Origin of the sequence: Hymenobacter aerophilus DSM 13606 (genome assembly GCF_000382225.1) — a bacterium.
In the GTDB taxonomy this organism is placed as follows: Bacteria; Bacteroidota; Bacteroidia; order Cytophagales; family Hymenobacteraceae; genus Hymenobacter; species Hymenobacter aerophilus.
The window spans coordinates 197,641-213,319 of the sequence record NZ_KB907800.1; the positions used below are offsets into that span (position 1 = coordinate 197,641).

Annotated in this window: 12 protein-coding genes and 1 riboswitch; of the genes, 5 read left to right on the plus strand and 7 right to left on the minus strand. The window is 62.1% G+C overall.

Annotated features, from left to right (window positions below):
* Nucleotides 1-21: 21 nt before the first annotated feature.
* The 3 genes from H145_RS0101005 to H145_RS19380 all read right to left on the minus strand — a co-directional run bounded on the left by H145_RS0101005 (nt 22) and on the right by H145_RS19380 (nt 5,610).
* A complete protein-coding gene (locus H145_RS0101005; protein ID WP_019946268.1) occupies nt 22-1,230 on the minus strand; it encodes a DUF1501 domain-containing protein in 1,209 nt (402 codons plus the stop codon).
* 133 nt (nt 1,231-1,363) lie between these two features.
* Nucleotides 1,364-2,851: a DUF1800 domain-containing protein gene (locus H145_RS0101010; protein WP_240471639.1), complete on the minus strand. Its 1,488-nt coding sequence runs from the start codon at nt 2,849-2,851 to the stop codon at nt 1,364-1,366.
* A gap of 146 nt (nt 2,852-2,997) precedes the next feature.
* Entirely contained in the window at nt 2,998-5,610 is a 2,613-nt protein-coding gene (locus H145_RS19380; RefSeq protein WP_019946270.1) for a lamin tail domain-containing protein, read from the minus strand.
* 161 nt (nt 5,611-5,771) lie between these two features.
* Here H145_RS19380 and H145_RS0101020 point away from each other — a divergent pair, with 161 nt between their 5' ends.
* The gene (locus tag H145_RS0101020; protein WP_019946271.1) at nt 5,772-6,770 is read left to right on the plus strand and encodes an aspartate-semialdehyde dehydrogenase; all 999 of its coding nucleotides are present in this window, start codon (nt 5,772-5,774) and stop codon (nt 6,768-6,770) included.
* A 41-nt stretch (nt 6,771-6,811) separates the two neighbouring features.
* On the plus strand, nt 6,812-7,945 hold the full coding sequence (locus tag H145_RS0101025; RefSeq protein WP_019946272.1) for an energy transducer TonB: 1,134 nt from the start codon (nt 6,812-6,814) through the stop codon (nt 7,943-7,945).
* Nucleotides 7,946-8,071: 126 nt separating this feature from the next.
* Here H145_RS0101025 and H145_RS0101030 read toward each other — a convergent pair whose 3' ends face one another.
* Nucleotides 8,072-8,830, minus strand: a complete 759-nt coding sequence (locus tag H145_RS0101030) for an alpha/beta fold hydrolase (RefSeq protein ID WP_019946273.1) — start codon at nt 8,828-8,830, stop codon at nt 8,072-8,074.
* Nucleotides 8,831-8,909: 79 nt separating this feature from the next.
* Here H145_RS0101030 and H145_RS19385 point away from each other — a divergent pair, with 79 nt between their 5' ends.
* A complete protein-coding gene (locus tag H145_RS19385; protein WP_019946274.1) occupies nt 8,910-9,929 on the plus strand; it encodes an SRPBCC family protein in 1,020 nt (339 codons plus the stop codon).
* A 38-nt stretch (nt 9,930-9,967) separates the two neighbouring features.
* Here the strand turns inward: H145_RS19385 and H145_RS0101040 are convergent, their stop codons facing one another.
* A complete protein-coding gene (locus H145_RS0101040) occupies nt 9,968-10,516 on the minus strand; it encodes a YceI family protein (protein WP_019946275.1) in 549 nt (182 codons plus the stop codon).
* 196 nt (nt 10,517-10,712) lie between these two features.
* Nucleotides 10,713-12,653, minus strand: coding sequence for a 1-deoxy-D-xylulose-5-phosphate synthase (dxs, locus tag H145_RS0101045; protein WP_019946276.1), 1,941 nt, complete (start codon nt 12,651-12,653; stop codon nt 10,713-10,715).
* Between the two features lie 315 nt (nt 12,654-12,968).
* On the opposite strand from dxs, the gene H145_RS0101050 reads away from it, so the two are divergent.
* Nucleotides 12,969-14,060 carry a lysylphosphatidylglycerol synthase transmembrane domain-containing protein gene (locus H145_RS0101050; protein WP_019946277.1) on the plus strand — a complete coding sequence of 364 codons (1,092 nt, stop codon included), beginning with the start codon at nt 12,969-12,971 and terminating at the stop codon, nt 14,058-14,060.
* A gap of 113 nt (nt 14,061-14,173) precedes the next feature.
* Here the strand turns inward: H145_RS0101050 and H145_RS0101055 are convergent, their stop codons facing one another.
* Nucleotides 14,174-14,593, minus strand: coding sequence for a lipocalin family protein (locus H145_RS0101055; RefSeq protein WP_019946278.1), 420 nt, complete (start codon nt 14,591-14,593; stop codon nt 14,174-14,176).
* A 229-nt stretch (nt 14,594-14,822) separates the two neighbouring features.
* On the opposite strand from H145_RS0101055, the gene H145_RS0101060 reads away from it, so the two are divergent.
* On the plus strand, nt 14,823-15,113 hold the full coding sequence (locus H145_RS0101060; RefSeq protein WP_019946279.1) for a LysM peptidoglycan-binding domain-containing protein: 291 nt from the start codon (nt 14,823-14,825) through the stop codon (nt 15,111-15,113).
* A 350-nt stretch (nt 15,114-15,463) separates the two neighbouring features.
* Nucleotides 15,464-15,587: riboswitch (SAM riboswitch) on the plus strand.
* The last annotated feature ends 92 nt before the right edge of the window (nt 15,588-15,679 follow it).

Below are 15,679 nucleotides of genomic sequence, written 5' to 3' on the forward strand. Positions count from 1 at the left end.
GCGGAGACAACCAACGCTAACTCATACCAGCCCTTTTAGCCGCTCGAAGCGGCTGCCCAGAATGGCCTGGTCGTCGGCCTGGAGCCAGTCGTGCAGGAGGGTGGCGTACACGGAGCGGAAGTCGAGCTGATACTTCAGGTCGCCGGCGTCGAGGTTTTGCAGGTCGGGGGCGTTGTTGAGGATGCCCTGGCGGCGCAGGCCGCCGCCGAGTAGCAGCACGTTGTTGGCCGTGCCGTGGTCGGTGCCGTTGCTGGCGTTCTGGCTCACCCGGCGGCCGAACTCCGAAAACACCAGCACCAGCGTATCGTCGAAGTTGCCGGCCTTCTGCAGGTCCTCGGCGAAGGAACCCAGGCCCTCCGACAGGTCGCCGAGCAGGCGGGCCTGCTGCTCCTGCTGGCGCACGTGGGTATCGAAGCCGCTAAGCGACACGTAGAATACCCGCGACTCGACGCCCGAATTTATCAGCTCGGCGGTGGTTTTGAGGCGCTTGCCAAACTCGCTGTTCGGGTACGCCACCCCCGACGTATACACCTTGCTTTTCTGATACAGATAGTCGGCCGACGACGCGGTTTCGGCCAGCGTCTTGTACAGATAATCGACCTCCGAGAGGCTGCCGGCGGGCTGCTCGCGGCTGATTTTATCCAGCAGGCGGCCCTGGGTCAGCTGATGAAATTTCTCGGGGCTTTTGAGCGCCAGCCCCTTGCGCTGCTGCCCTTTCATGGCCAGGCTGAGCGTATCGTCCACTTCCACGCCGTTGTAGGGCCGGGCGCAGGGGGCGCAGTTCGAGTCGAGGTAGCGGCCGAGCCAGCCGGTGGTCAGGTTCTGGTCGGCGCCCGAACCGCTCTGCCAGATATCCATCGAGCGGAAGTGGCTGCGGTCGGGGTTGGGGTAGCCCACCGAGTTGAGCACGGCCACGTGGCCCTGGTCGTAGAGGCCCTTGAGGCGCCGCATGGCCGGGTTGAACCCGAGGCCCTTATCCAGGGTCAGAATCCCGCTTTGGGGCCGGATGCCGAGCGTGGGCCGGGCCTTGAAATACAGGTCGTCTTCGAACGGAATGACCGTGTTCAGGCCATCATTGCCGCCGCTAAGCTGCACCACCACTAGGCGGCGGCCCCCGGCATCGCGCAGGCTGGGCAGGGCGTGGGCATCGAGGCGGTGCAGAAAGCTGGGCACGAACAGCAGCGTGCTGGCCAGCGTGGAAGCCTTCAGAAAGTCGCGGCGGGAAGTCATAGCGGGGGATGTTGGGGATAAAAGAACACTAACAACGTCTGTCATCCTGAGCTTGCGAAGGACCTATACAGAAAGTAATACTTGAGGTTAGCTTCTATATAGGTCCTTCGCTCCGCTCAGGATGACAGGCTTGTTACATCAGCTGGTATTCGGGCAGACTGAGCAGGGCCGTCGTCATGTCGTGCAGTTCGCCGCGCACCAGGGCCAGGTTTTCGGGGCGGATGGGGGTTTGCAGCAGGATTTCGCTGAGCCGCGCGGGCTGCTGAGCCGCCGGCGTACCGGCCAGCAGCTTTTGCAGCGGGGCCAGCTGCACAGTGGTTTTCACGGCCTGGTCGAAGGTGCGGGCCGTGCGGGGCAGATTGGGGTCGAGGTCGTTTTCGTCCTGCTTGAGCTGCACGTCGAAGGTGGCGTTGCGCAGCAGCACGGCCGGCAGCTGCAGCCGGTAAAGCAACGACGACGAATCAATCCAAGCGCGGCCGCCGGGCCAGCCAGCCACGTTCGGCGGCTCAAACAACGTCTGCCCCAGCGCCTTCTGAAACACGATGAGTGGCCGCTCGTTGGCCAGCGTCAGCCCCAACGTGCGCTTTATACCCGCCAGCAACTCTACCGGCGACTTTATGCGAGTGCCCACGTTGGCGGCGGCGTAAAACCAGTCGGCCGCAAACAGCTGTTCCAGCAGCGCCGAAATATCGTAGCCACTTTTGAAAAATGCCTGGGCCAGCGGCCGGATGTGCACCGGATTCGGTACGTCGTTCACCAAAAAGCGGTAGAGCTTGGTGGTGATGAACTCGGCGCAGGCCGGCTGCTCCAGGATGATGCGCAGCACGTCTTCGCCGCCCAGATTGCCGCTGCGGCCCAGGAAGGTTTTCGGGCCATCGTCGTGCTGGGTTGAGCGGAACACGAACTGGCCCTGGCCGTTGTAGCCCCAGCCGGTAAAGGCGCGGGCGGCCTCCTGCACGTCGGTTTCCGAGTAGTGGCCGCGGCCCAGCGTGAACAATTCCATCACCTCGCGGGCGAAGTTTTCGTTGGGGTGGAGCTTGCGGTTTTGCTGGTTGTTGAGAAACTGCAGCATGGCCGGCTCGCGGCTCACGGCCAGCAGCAAATCCGGGAATTTGCCCAGCGCCAGCCGCCGGATGGTGTTGTTGAGCTGCAACGCCGCATCGGGCCGGCGCACCCGGCAGGCGAAATGGCCGTGCCAGAAAAACGTGAGCTTCTCGCGTAGCTGGGCCTCCGAAGTTGCCATACGCGTCAGCCAGCCGGTATTCATGGCGTAAAAGGCGCTTCGGATGTCCCGGTTTCGCAGCTTGCGCTGCTCCGGCGTCAGCTTGCCCGCGCCCTTGCCCGCAGCCGGTCGGGCCGTCTGGTCGGGCGTGGTAACCATCGCCGCCTGGGGCCGCCCTTCGGCCGCCATCATTTCGGCCGAAGGCGTGGGCAGCGGCTCGGCGTAGCGCATGGCCGGACCACCAAGCGGCTCGAATTTCTGGGAGTCGCGCAGCAGCTGCCGCAACGCCTGTTGCGGACTCAGGCCGGCCGCCAGCTGCTGCGGCGTCGGGCCGAAACCTGCCCGCCAGTACAGGTGCTGGAGTTGGCGTTGCGTAGTGGTGCTGGTCGTCGTCATCATGGCCCTTGGACGCAAGCCGGGCGCTCAGGTTTAAAGACCACGGATTAGCACGGATTTAAACGGATTTCACGGATTTTGTTGACGTACTAAGCATTACTGTTCAACGGGGCTGGCTACAAAATCCGTGAAATCCGTTTAAATCCGTGCTAATCCGTGATCCGGGCACCCACCACTACCGTTTTGCGGTACTCGCGCTTTTCGCCGCTGCCGGGGCGCAGCAGCTCGATGTGCAGCACGTAGTAGCCCACGGCCGCTTTCTGGCCGCGGTCCGTCAGGCCGTCCCACTGGAAAAAGCCGCTGGTGGGCAGGGTTTCGTTGCGCACCAGCCGACGAGCCAGGCGGCCCTGGGCATCGTAAATCGTGATACTGGCGGCGTAACCGGGCTGGTCGAGGGTGTAATTGAGCGTCGTCAGGTCCTGCTGGCCGTCCTCGTCGGGCGTAAAAACTTCGGGTTCGATGCGGAAGGCCTGGTCGCCGCCGGAGTCCTGCTGGTACTGCGAGTTGGGGCGGCCGGGCGTGGCGTAACCCGCGGCGCTGGCCGCCGAGTGGAAGTTCTCGCCCGTGCTCGGCCCCTCGGGCCGGATGCGTTCCAGCGACACGCCGTTCTGATCGTCGAGCAGCTTCAGGTGCATGCTCTTGTTGTAGGCAAAACGGTCCAGTTGCTCATTGGTGGCCGATGTCAGCACGACGACGCCCGCATCGTCGGGGTACGAGGGCAGGCTGGGCATTGCCAGAAAATTAGCCGGCTCCGAGCTGTTGGGGTACTGGCTCTGGATGTTGGCCGGGTCGGTGGTGAGCACCAGCAACTGGCCGGGTGCCAGCACGTAGGGCCCGGCGCTGATGGGCTTCTGGTCCAGGGCGCCGTCGGGTTTTTCGGCGCCCAGCTGCCAGCCCTGCACGTTGAGGTACTTGGCCGAGCGGTTGAGCAGCTCCACAAAATCGACGCCGCCGGTGCGCGGGTTGAACAGGATTTCGTTGATAACCACATCGGTAGGCGCGGCCGGGGCGGGCAGGGCCAGCGTAACGGCGGCGGCCGGCCCGCTGGCGTTGCCCACGCAGTCGGTGGCCTGTTGCACGGTTAGCGCCACGGGCTGGCCGGGCTGCAGCGGCGCACTCAGCTGCAGATCAACCAGCCGAAAATCGGGCCCGACGGGCAGCACCCGGGCCACGCCCACGGCCGGCGCAAAGGTGTAAAGCGCCGGGTTGGCCGCGGCTGCGCTGTCGAGCTTCTCACTGAAAAACAGCCGTACCAGCGTGGGCGACAGCGCCACAGCCCGCACCAAAGCCGGCGCAGTGCGGTCGGGGTTGGCGATGCGCACCGAGTTGGCCCGGCCGGGCGTGCCCCCGCTGGGGTCGTTGCTGGCCGTCCAGTTCTCCATGCCCCCGCAGAAGTTGGTTTCGTCCACCATTTCCAGGCTCCAGCCCCCCTCCTGCTTGCGGCTGTCCTTGTACCAGCTGTCCGAATACGTTACTTCGAACACGGTGCGGCCGTCGCGGCCCGTGAGCAGCAGCTGGTCGCCGGCGTTGCTCAGGCTGGGGAAGTTGGTCAGGGCAAACACCTTTCCGAAGGCCGCAAACTGCGGCCCGCGGGTGCTGCCGCACACCACCGCGTACTCGCCCGGCAGCAGCGTGGCGCCGGCCGGAAACACGGCGGGGTTGGCCGTGCTGCCGCCCTTGCTCAGGCGCACGCCCGCCAGATCGAGCGCGCGGGTGGTCGAGGGGTTATGGATTTCGAGGTACTCGGAAGCCGGCAGCCCCACCACCGGCGTTTCGTCGGCCATGATTTCGGTGATGAGCAGCTGGCCGAACTGCGGCAGCCCGAGCACGCCCGTCGAGCTGTAAGTGGCCGTGAGCGGGCCGGAGGCCACGTTGCCGTAGAGGTCGGCCACCTGACGAGCCTCCAGCGTGCCGGGGCCGGGCGGCAGGTCGGCGGCCAGCGTCAGGTGTACCAGGGCGGGGTTGCTGTCGTCGCGCAGGGCGGCGGTTACGGCCGGGCCGCCGGGCAGCTGGTAGCTGGCCGGGTTCTGGGCGGCGGCCACGGCCTCGTTGAAGGTGGCATCCAGCGCCCGGGGGCCGGCCACGACCACCTGCACGGCCGCGGGCGGGGTGTTGTCGGAAACCTGAATATCATCGAAGTAAAACGCCTTGCTGTTGGCCGAGGAGTACGTGAGCAGCACGCCGAAAAAGGCGCTGCGCTGGTACGTGGCATCGGTGGCCGTACCTTCGCTCGTGAAGTTGAGCCCGCCCGTCAGGTCGCGCTCCAGCGTCCAGACGTTTTCGACCGAGCGCGTGACGCGCACCCGCACGAGGTTGTTGGTGCCGGAGCTGAGGGTGGCATCCTGGCCATTGACGACGTAAACGGGGCTGCCGGTGGCATCCTGGCGGAACAGGGACACCTCATCGGGGGTGCCGCCCAGGCGCACGAAGTAGCCGCGGGTGCCGCTGGCTTTCAGGTCGGCGCGGTCGGCCAGCAGCCACACATCGGCGTAGTTGCCGCTGCTGGTGGCCAGTTTCAGGTTGGCCCAGAAGCTCCAGCTGGTGCCGGTGCTGGCCTGGCAGGGCGTAACCAGCTGCAGCTCGGTGCCCGTAACGGCCGGACCGTTGCTTTGCAGCTGACGGGCCGCGTTCACCTGGAAAGAAGCGGCGTCGCCGGTCCAGGCGGGGTTCTGGGTGAAATCCCCGTCGGCGAAGTCATCGGTTAGTTGGGCCTGGGCCGCTAAATTGCCCAGCAGAAATAGTACGAGCAGCCACTTCTTCATGCGGGGTAAAAAATTTCCCGCTTAGGTTTGCCGGGCGCGCCGAAAGCAGCGGCCCGACTCCGCCCTGCCTCCGCGCCGCCTCCGCCAACTGCCGCGAGAGGTTGAATAAAAACACAGGGAAATATAGCGGCTTTACCTTTAACATTTCAACCAGAAAAAACATGAAAGTAGCTGTAGTGGGTGCCACTGGTCTGGTGGGCACCGAAATGCTCAAGGTGCTGGCCGAGCGACACTTCCCGGTCACGGAGCTACTGCCCGTAGCCTCGGCCCGGTCGGTGGGACAGGAAATCGAATTCCGGGGCCAGAAGTACACGGTGGTGAGCATGGACGACGCCATTGCGGCCCGGCCGGCCGTGGCCATCTTCTCGGCCGGCGGCGCCATTTCGCTGCAGGAAGCCCCGCGTTTCGCGGCCGTCGGCACGGTGGTTATCGACAACTCCTCGGCCTGGCGCATGGACCCGACCAAGAAGCTGGTGGTGCCCGAAATCAACGCCGACACGCTCACGGCCGACGATAAAATCATTGCCAACCCCAACTGTTCCACCATTCAGCTGGTGGTGGCCCTCAACGAACTGCACAAGCGCTACCAGGCCACCCGCATCGTGGTGAGCACCTACCAGAGCGTAACCGGCACCGGCAAGCAGGCCGTCGACCAGATGATGGCCGAGCGGGCCGGCCAGACGCCCGGCAGCCCCGCCTACCCCCACCGCATCGACCTGAACGTGCTGCCCCACATCGACGTGTTCCAGGACAACGGCTACACCAAGGAGGAGATGAAAATGGTGCTGGAAACGAAGAAAATCTTCGGCGACGACTCCATCCGTCTCACCGCCACCACCGTGCGCGTACCCGTAATGGGCGGCCACTCGGAAGCCGTGAACGTGGAGTTTGCCCAGGAATTCGACCTCGCCGACGTGCGCGAGCTGCTACGCCAGACCGAAGGCGTGGAGCTGGTCGACGATGTGCAGAACAACACCTACCCCATGCCCCGGGACGCCCAAGGCAAGGATGCCGTGCTGGTAGGCCGCCTGCGTCGCGACGAAACCCAGCCCCGCACCCTCAATATGTGGGTAGTGGCCGATAACCTGCGCAAAGGTGCCGCCACCAACGCCGTGCAGATTGCCGAGGTGATGGTGAAAATGGGGTTGCTTGAAAAGTAAAACAGCAATCAGATATCTTGCACCTGAATCTATCCGAATGTATGATTTGTACTACTCGTATCCTCCTTTTTCTGTTGCTTAGCGCCACTGTCCCCGCAGTGGCTCAAATTACTTCTGCCCCTGCTACCGGCGCCGGGCAGGCAGCAGGGGAAGTTTTTACTTACGTAGAACAGATGCCTCAATTTCCGGGTGGGCAGGCAGTCCTGCTTCAAACCCTTGGCAAGACAATTGTGTACCCGGCAGAAGCCCTGCAGCAGCAGCTCGAAGGCCGTGTATTTGTTAGTTTTGTGGTGGCGGCCTCGGGAAGTGTACAGGATGTACAGGTGAGTAAGAGCATACATCCACTGCTCGACGCTGAAGCCGTGCGGGCTGTGCAGGAGTTACCGGCTTTTATTGCGGGCAAACAGAACGGCCAGCCGGTTGCCGTCGCTTTTACACTACCCATTACGTTTCGGCTACCAGTGGCGCCGGCTCCGGCGGTGCCTTTGCTCACTGGTCCGCGCCCGACTAATATTGGGCGGGCACCATATATGCAGGGCGGTCAGCAGGCCTTGGCCGAATACCTGAAAGCAGCTCCCTACCCCGAAGAATCCCGACAGGCCCAGGCCTCCGGCATTGTGTTCGTAACGGTTGCAATAGATGCTAAAGGGCAAGTAGAAAAAGTGAGCTCGGATGCTGGCATTGGTGTACAAAACGGCCATACTACCCGCATCATGCCAGCCTTGCGCTTAGCGGCCCTCAATTTGCTCAACAACGGCCCGGGCTGGGTACCCGGACAGTTGGAAGGCAAGGATAGGTCTACCACCAGCATTATACCGCTGCAGTTTGATGCCGCCAGTAGCACTATATCAGTAGTACCCGGCATCCGGCTGTTTCCCGAAGTCCCCCCGACTCCTTTGGGCGGGCCGGAAGCCTTGCTCAAGCTGATGGCACAACAAATGCGTTATCCGGCACAAGCGCTGCGCAACCAGACACAAGGCAAGGTGGTGTTGTTCCTGGAAGTCAGTGAGGAAGGACGCCTTGAACAGCCCTTGGTTATTGAATCTGTATCGCCGGAGTTAGACGCAGAGGTATTGCGGGTAGCTGCTTCGTTACCACCCGTCTTTCCGGCATTGGAAAATGGTCAGCCGGTGCGCAGCTTTTACCTGCTGCCGTTTACGTTTTCTATCAAGTAGCCCAAGTGGCATAGGGTGAAGCAGAGGCGGGCAATTTTTATACCTCTGCTTTATGCTAGGCCACCTGGGCTACTTTGCTTCCGGGAAAGAGCAGCAGCGGCACCAGTTCCTGGTTGTACCCGGCGGCTACAGGGGCTTTATCCCCGCCGCAAAATCCAGCACTGCCCGCTGTGTTGACTCCGGTGCCTCGATAAAGCCCAAATGGCCCACGCCGTGCAGCAGCAGGGCGTGGCTTTGGGTGGACAGCGCTAGTTGGGGCAGCAGCGTGTCGAGGGGTACGGCCGGGTCGTCGTGGCCGCCGATGAAGAGTACCGGGAACTTGGCGCCGCGCAGCACGGCAGTGCGGTCGGGGCGGTGCTTCATGGCTTCGAGGCAGCCCAAAACGGTGGTTTCGGGGGTGGCGGCGGCTATGTCCTCCAGCTCTTTCAGCTCGGCGGCCAGCCGCTTGCGGTTAGTGGGGGCCAGCAAATTCCGGATGCTGGAGCGCATGTATTTTTCGACCCCGTGGCGGCGCACGAACCCGGCGCTTTCGTCGCGGGCGGCTTTTTTCTCCTCATTATCGGGCAGGGCGGTGCTGTGGAAAATAACGAGGCCCGCCACCCGTTCGGGGTGCGCCTCGGCCAGCGCCAGGGCCACGTAGCCGCCCATGCTGTGGCCGACTAGCACTACCTTTTCGGCGCCGGCCGCATCCAGTTGCTGTAGCACCGCCCGCGCCTGTGCCTCCATCGAGTAGTCGATTACCGGGCCCGGGTTGGAGCCGTGGCCGGGCAGCGCGGGCGTGAGCACCCGGTAACGGGCCGGAAAGTCGCGGGTGAAACTGGTCCAGATTTCGGGGCTTTCGGCGAAGCCGTGCAGAAAGACGAGGGTGGGTTGGGTGGCAGACATAAGCGGCGGGCAGGAAGTACAGGCGAATCCCGACAAATACGCACATTTGCCGCATCCGTTCCCGTTACCACTTTCCAGCATGGCATTTATCAAGCGGCAGTATTACCATTACCTGATTGGCAGCGGCGCGGGTTTGTTTGTGGCCCTGCTGGGGCGCTTCGTTTTCGCCACCAATTACTTCAACGATGCCGGGGGCCTGCTGATGCTCTGCTTTCTGCTGCTGATTCCGGCGGCGCTGGGAGCCGTTACGGCCCATTTTACGCCGCCTACCGCTTCCAAATGGTGGCGGCTGGTATTCGGGCCGTTCCTGACGGTGCTGCTGTTTCTGGTTACGGCGCTTCTATTCCATCTGGAAGGCATGATCTGCGTGCTGATGATTTTCCCGCTGTTCATTATTACGGCTGGCCTGGGGGCGCTCCTCTATTATGACTTGACCAAAGACAAAAGCGACCAGACCAAAACCTACGTGGTGGCCGCATTCGCCCTGTTGCCCTTCTTGCTGGCCCCACTCGAAAGTCAGCTTACCACACCCGACGAGTATCGCCGGGTCGAGAACACGATAGTTATTGCAGCGCCGACCGAGGTGGTGTGGAAGCACATTGTGCGGGTGCCACCCATTACGGCCCAGGATTTGGGCCCCAGCCTCGTGGACCGGCTGGGTTTCCCGCGGCCGGTGGAGGCCACGCTGAGCCACGAGGGCGTGGGCGGGGTGCGCCGGGCCACCTTCGAACGGGGCGTGGAGTTCCTGGAAACCATCGACGTGTGGGAGCCGCAGCGGCGCATCTCGTTCAGCATCGTGCCCAACACGGCCACCATCCCGCCCACCACGTTTGATGAGCACGTAACGGTGGGCGGCCGGTTTTTCGACGTGCTGCGCGGCACCTACGAGCTGGAGCCCGCCGGCCCCGGCCGCACCCGTCTGGTGCTCTACAGCCGCCAGCGCCTGAGCACCCGCATCAACCCCTACGCCGGCCTCTGGACCGGCTACATCATGAGCGAAATCCAGCGCCGCATCCTCGAAGTCATCCGCCACCGTTGCGAAACGGACGCCGCCGGGGCCACTGCTGCCCTGGCCGCTAATCAAAAGGCCCGTCACTAAGCAGTGACGGGCCTTCGTAATTCTCCGGAATGCAGGCGCTATACGGCGGCGGCCACGGCCTGCTTGGTGAACTGCAGGCTGGCAACCAGCTTCACTTCATCGCCCACCACAATGGAGCCGGCCTCGGTGATGCCGCTCCAAACCAAACCGAAATCCTTGCGGCTGATTTTGCCGGTCACGTCGAAACCAGCTTTCTGGTTGCCGTAGAAGTCGCCGGCCTGGCCGCCGTACTCCACGTCCAGCGTCACCGACTGGGTTACGCCGTGCAGCGTCAGGTCGCCTACAAGCGTGTAGTCGTCGTCGCCGGTTTTGGTGAGGGAAGTAGAAACGAAGGTCAGCTCAGGATACGTGGCGGCATCGAAGAAATCGGCGCTCTTCAGGTGCTCGTCGCGCTGCTCCTGGTTGGTGTCGATGCTGTCGATTTTGGCCGAGAAACGCACCTGGGCGCCCTCAAACGAGTCGCCTTCGGTTTCGGCTTCGCCTTCGAACTGCTTGAACGAGCCGGTTACGGTCGAAATAACGAGGTGCTTCACTTTGAATTGCACTTCGGAGTGGGTGGGGTCAAGCGCCCATTTGGTGGTGGCCATGCTGGTAGTAGTTAGGGTTCAGACTGATGCGGAATGCTGACCGGCACTATATCCGGTCGGCACGCAACAAATGTATGTACATTATTTTAATTAATGTACATACACGTATTTATTTTCTGTATCAGCTTCCTATTCAGCAAACAAAAGGGCCGGTACCACATAGCGGTACCGGCCCTTTTACTCACTGCTGACTACTTTACAGCAGCACCTTTTCTACAACCGGCACCGTTACTTTGCCCCCTAGCTCGCGCAGGGCGGTGGCAATACCAGCCACGTCGAAGCCGCATTCCTTGTACAGCTCGTCCTGGGAGCCGTGCTCCACCACGCGGTCGGGGATGCCGAGGCGGCGCACGGGCAGCGCGTAGCCGTGGTCGGCCATGAACTCCAGCACCGCCGAGCCGAAGCCGCCGGGCAGGCAGCCATCCTCGACGGTAACCAGGGCGCGGTAGCGGCGGGCTATGTCGTGGAGCATTTCCTCATCCAGCGGCTTGCAGAAGCGCATGTCGTAGTGACCGGGGTTGAGACCCTCGGCGCGGAGCTGCTCGGTGGCGCGGGCGGCGTAGTTGCCGATGTGGCCGATGCTGAGCACCGCCACGCCTTCGCCCTCGCGCACCACGCGGCCGGTGCCGATGGCAATTTTCTTGAGCGGCGTGCGCCACTCGGGCATCACGCCCTCGCCGCGCGGGTAGCGGATGCTGAACGGGCCGGCGTTTTCGGGCAGCTGGGCGGTGTACATCAGGTTGCGCAACTCCTCCTCGTTCATCGGGGCCGAAACCACCATGTTGGGCACGCAGCGCATGTAGGCCAGGTCGTAATTGCCGTGGTGGGTGGGGCCGTCGGCACCGGCGAAACCGGCGCGGTCGAGGCAGAAAACCACGTGCAGGTTCTGTAGCGCCACGTCGTGCAACACCTGGTCGTAGGCGCGCTGCATAAACGAGGAATAGATGTTGCAGAACGGCACCAGCCCCTGGGTGGCCAGACCGGCCGAAAACGTTACGGCGTGCTGCTCGGCAATGCCCACGTCGAAAGCGCGGTCGGGCATGGCGGCCATCATCAGGTTCATCGACGAACCGGAAGGCATGGCCGGCGTCACGCCCATGATTTTGTCGTTGGCCTCGGCCAGCTCTACCAACGTGTGGCCAAATACGTCCTGGTACTTGGGCGGCTGGGGTTTGTCGGGGACTTTCTTATAGATTTCGCCCGTGATTTTGTCGAACAGACCCGGCGCGTGCCAGAGGGTCTGGTCCTTTTCGGCCAGCGCGTAGCCCTTGCCCTTCACCGTCACGCAGTGCAGCAGCTTGGGGCCCGGAATGTGCTTGAGGTCTTCCAGAATAGCCGCCAGATGCTGCACGTCGTGGCCATCGACGGGGCCGAAATAGCGGAACTTGAGGGCTTCGAACAGGTTGCCCTGCTTGAGCAGCGTGGCCTTCATGGCCTGCTCGACGCGGCGGGCAATCTGCTGGGGGTTGGGGCCGAACTTGCTGAGCTTGCCCAGCACGTTCCACAGTTCGTCGCGCACTTTGTTGTAGGTGCGCGAGGTGGTGATGTCGGTGAGGTATTCCTTGAGCGCGCCCACGTTGGGGTCGATGCTCATGCAGTTATCATTCAGAATAACCAGCAGGTTCGACTTCTCGACACCGGCGTGGTTGAGGGCCTCAAAGGCCATACCGGCCGTCATGGCCCCGTCGCCAATTACGGCAATATGCTGGCGGTCGAACTCGCCCTTGTAATCCGAAGCTACGGCCATGCCCAGCGCCGCGCCGATGCTGGTAGAGCTGTGGCCCACCCCGAAGGCGTCGTAGGGGCTTTCGCTACGCTTGGGGAAGCCTGACATACCCTTGTAGCGCCGGTTGGTCGGGAACTGCTCGCGGCGGCCCGTCAGGATTTTGTGGCCGTAGGCCTGGTGGCCCACATCCCACACCAGCTGGTCGTAGGGCGTGTTGAAGACGTAGTGTAGCGCCACCGACAGCTCCACCACGCCCAGCGAAGCGCCGAAGTGGCCGCCGTAAATCGAAACCGAATCGACGATGAACTGGCGCAGCTCCTGGCTCACCTGAACCAGCTGGTCGGGGCTGAGCTTTTTGAGGTCGTCGGGGGAATTAATTTCCGCCAACAAGGGGCCGGGTTCAACTAGCATGCGCGCAGGGGTAGGAAAACAAGGATAAGTAGCGAGGCAACAGCCGGCTACGCCCGAAAGTTATCTTCCGGAACGGCACTGGCCAAGGTAAGCAGGCAAAGTTACGCGTTTTCCGGGTTGGCGGATGAAGGGAATGGGAGAGGTGGTGAATGGGTGAAATCCGTCTGTCATCCTGAGCGCAGCGAAGGACCTGTACAGAAGGTATTAGTTGATGTTAGCTTCTGTATAGGTCCTTCGCTGTGCTCAGGATGACAGAACGGTTCACCAAACCACCAAATCACCACCTCCTCCCCCACTTCCCTACCTTTGCCGGATATGCCGCAGCTCACCGACGCCACCACTTCCTCCGAAGACCAGCAACTGCTCGACAAGCTCCGCCCCTCGCGGATTGTACTGCCGGTGCTCATTGGCCTGGGCGTGGTGGGCTTCATGTTCTGGCGCAGCTACCAGCCCGGCGACCTGGCCCCGCTGGCCAACGCCAAGCCGCTGTGGCTGCTGGTGATGGTGCTGGTGCTGCTGGCCCGCGACGCCGGCTACGTGTACCGCATCCGCTACCTCACCCAGAAAGTGCTCAGCTGGCGCGCTTCGCTCGACGTGATTATGCTCTGGGAATTCTCGTCGTGCATCCTGCCCTCGGCGGTAGGTGGCACGGCCGTGGCGCCGGTGCTGCTGCACAAGGAGGGCATCCCGCTGGGCCGCTCGGTGGCCTACATCATGGCCACCGCCATGCTCGACAATATGTACTACGTGCTGATGGTGCCGCTCGTGGTGCTCATCGGGGGCGAAACGCTGTACCCGCACGAGTCGCTGCACGGCGGGCTGATTACCACGCTGCGCATCGGCTTTATCCTGAGCTACGTGTTTGTAACGGCCTACGCGCTGCTGATGGTGTACGCCATTTTCATCAACCCGCGGGCGGTGCGGCGGCTGCTGGTGCGCCTGTTTTCGGCGCGGGTGCTGCGCCGGTTCCGGGGCCGCGCCTACCAGTTGGGCCACGATTTGGTGCAGGCCTCGGCCGAGCTGCGCGGCAACGGCCGGGCCTACTGGCTGCGGGCCGGCCTGAGCACATTCTTCGTCTGGACGGCCCGCTACCTGGTTATCGGCTGCCTTATCGGGGCCTTTATCGAGGTGGGCTGGACCGAGTTCTGGCTCATTTTCGGCCGCAACCTCACCTACAAGGTCATCCTGCTGATTGCCATTACGCCCGGCGGCGCGGGCATTGCCGAGGGCGCCTTCCCCACGTTCTTCGGCAAGTTCATCGGCACGGCCACCATGACCAACTTTATGGTGCTGCTCTACCGCATCACCACTTACTACCTCTACCTGGTGCTCGGGGCCGTGTTCCTGCCCCGCTGGGTGGCCCGCATCTACGGCAAAAAGGTGGCACGTCAGGAAATGGAGGCGTAACGTGGTTCTTTGCCCCTCCTAGCCTCCAGGCTCCAGCAGATATGGGCATGAAAAAGCCCCTTCTACCGAAACAGAAGGGGCTTTTGCTTATTAGCTTGTACAGAGGAGAACGACTACTCGTCTTCCAGGTGCAGCTCGGTGCCGTCGGTGCCTTTCAGTGTCAGCTTGTCGTCGGTGAGCGTTACTACCGTGAAGGTGTTCGACGTTCCGGCGCCGTCGGGCATCATGGTGATGGTTTTGGCGCCCTGGTCGAAGGTGTATTTGCCGTTCATGGTCTGGGCGCCCGAGCTCATGTTGTACTGTCCGTTGGCGAAGAAGGTCACGCGCTGGTCGTCCATGGCGTCGGTCTGCTTGATTTTGTCGCCGGCCGCGGTGGTTTCCTTATCGGTTTTCCAGGTTTTGCTGGTGGTGCCATAGAGCATGTTTACGCTTTCTACGGTACCTTCCTTGCTGCCACAGGCGGCCGTGAAGAGCAGAACAAACATGAACAGGCCGGTGAGCAGGCGCGAGGCGGAGGAGGTAAGAACTTTCATGGGGAGAGAGGAAATAGGTGAAGGGTTGGGGCAAAAAACGGCCGCTATCGGCCGCTGGTAATGGGCCTCTTACGGTAGCGCTGCCCAAGATGTTCGGCCATTGCCCCGCCTGCGGGCTTGTTTTGACCAGCACAACCTATTGTCTGCCACCGCGTAAGAAACGCCCACAGCCAAGCCGCACAGTAGCGGTCCCGGGCTTACTCTCTCCTCCACCTAACGTACTACCACCATGGGACTCTTCGATTTTCTGTCTGATAAAGGCGAAACCAAGCCAGTTGCCCCCACCACTCCGCCCGCCGGCGGCAACACCGACTTCTTCGGCACCAACACCAACGCTGCCGATACCACGGCCGGCGACACGTATACCGTCGTAAGCGGCGATTCGCTCTCCAAAATTGCCAAAAACCACTACGGCGACGCCAGCAAGTGGCATCAGATTTACGAAGCTAACAAGAGCACCATCGGCTCGAACCCCGACCACATTGAGGTAGGCCAGGTACTCACAATGCCGAAAATGTAGCCCACCCGCTTCGGGGAAATATTCAAAAAAGCCACTCTATCCGGAGTGGCTTTTTTCGTGTTTGAAGAGGCCAAAACCAGAGTCAGCCAGTGCGATATTTCTGCCGAGCAGCACCACTTTGCAGCTACGTGAAAAACATTGCAAACCGAATCAAACTGATTCGCGGCCATCCAAAGAAATGCACCAACTATCTGATTAGCAAAATTTAACCGATTAGACAGGCATTACAAATTTCATCGCATGGCAACTAAAAAATAATTTGTCTTTTGCTTGCATGACAGAAAATTAAGGCTATACCTTTGCAACACCAACCCGGTACTGGTCCGCTCGCGGCAGACCAGTTTTCATAGGATTTATACAGAAGTGGCGAGAGCACAGGCTCCCTGACCCACTGGCAACCTTCGACCGCGCGAAAGGTGCCAATGCCTGCCCGACCAGCCAGTACGACCAGTACGGCGGCGGGGACTATAACCTTCCAGTCCCATGAGTCACTCCCGCGTCTTCGCCCCTGTTTCCCCCACCGCTCCGGCTGCCTTCGGGCCCGCCGCCTGGCCGTGGGCTTTCGG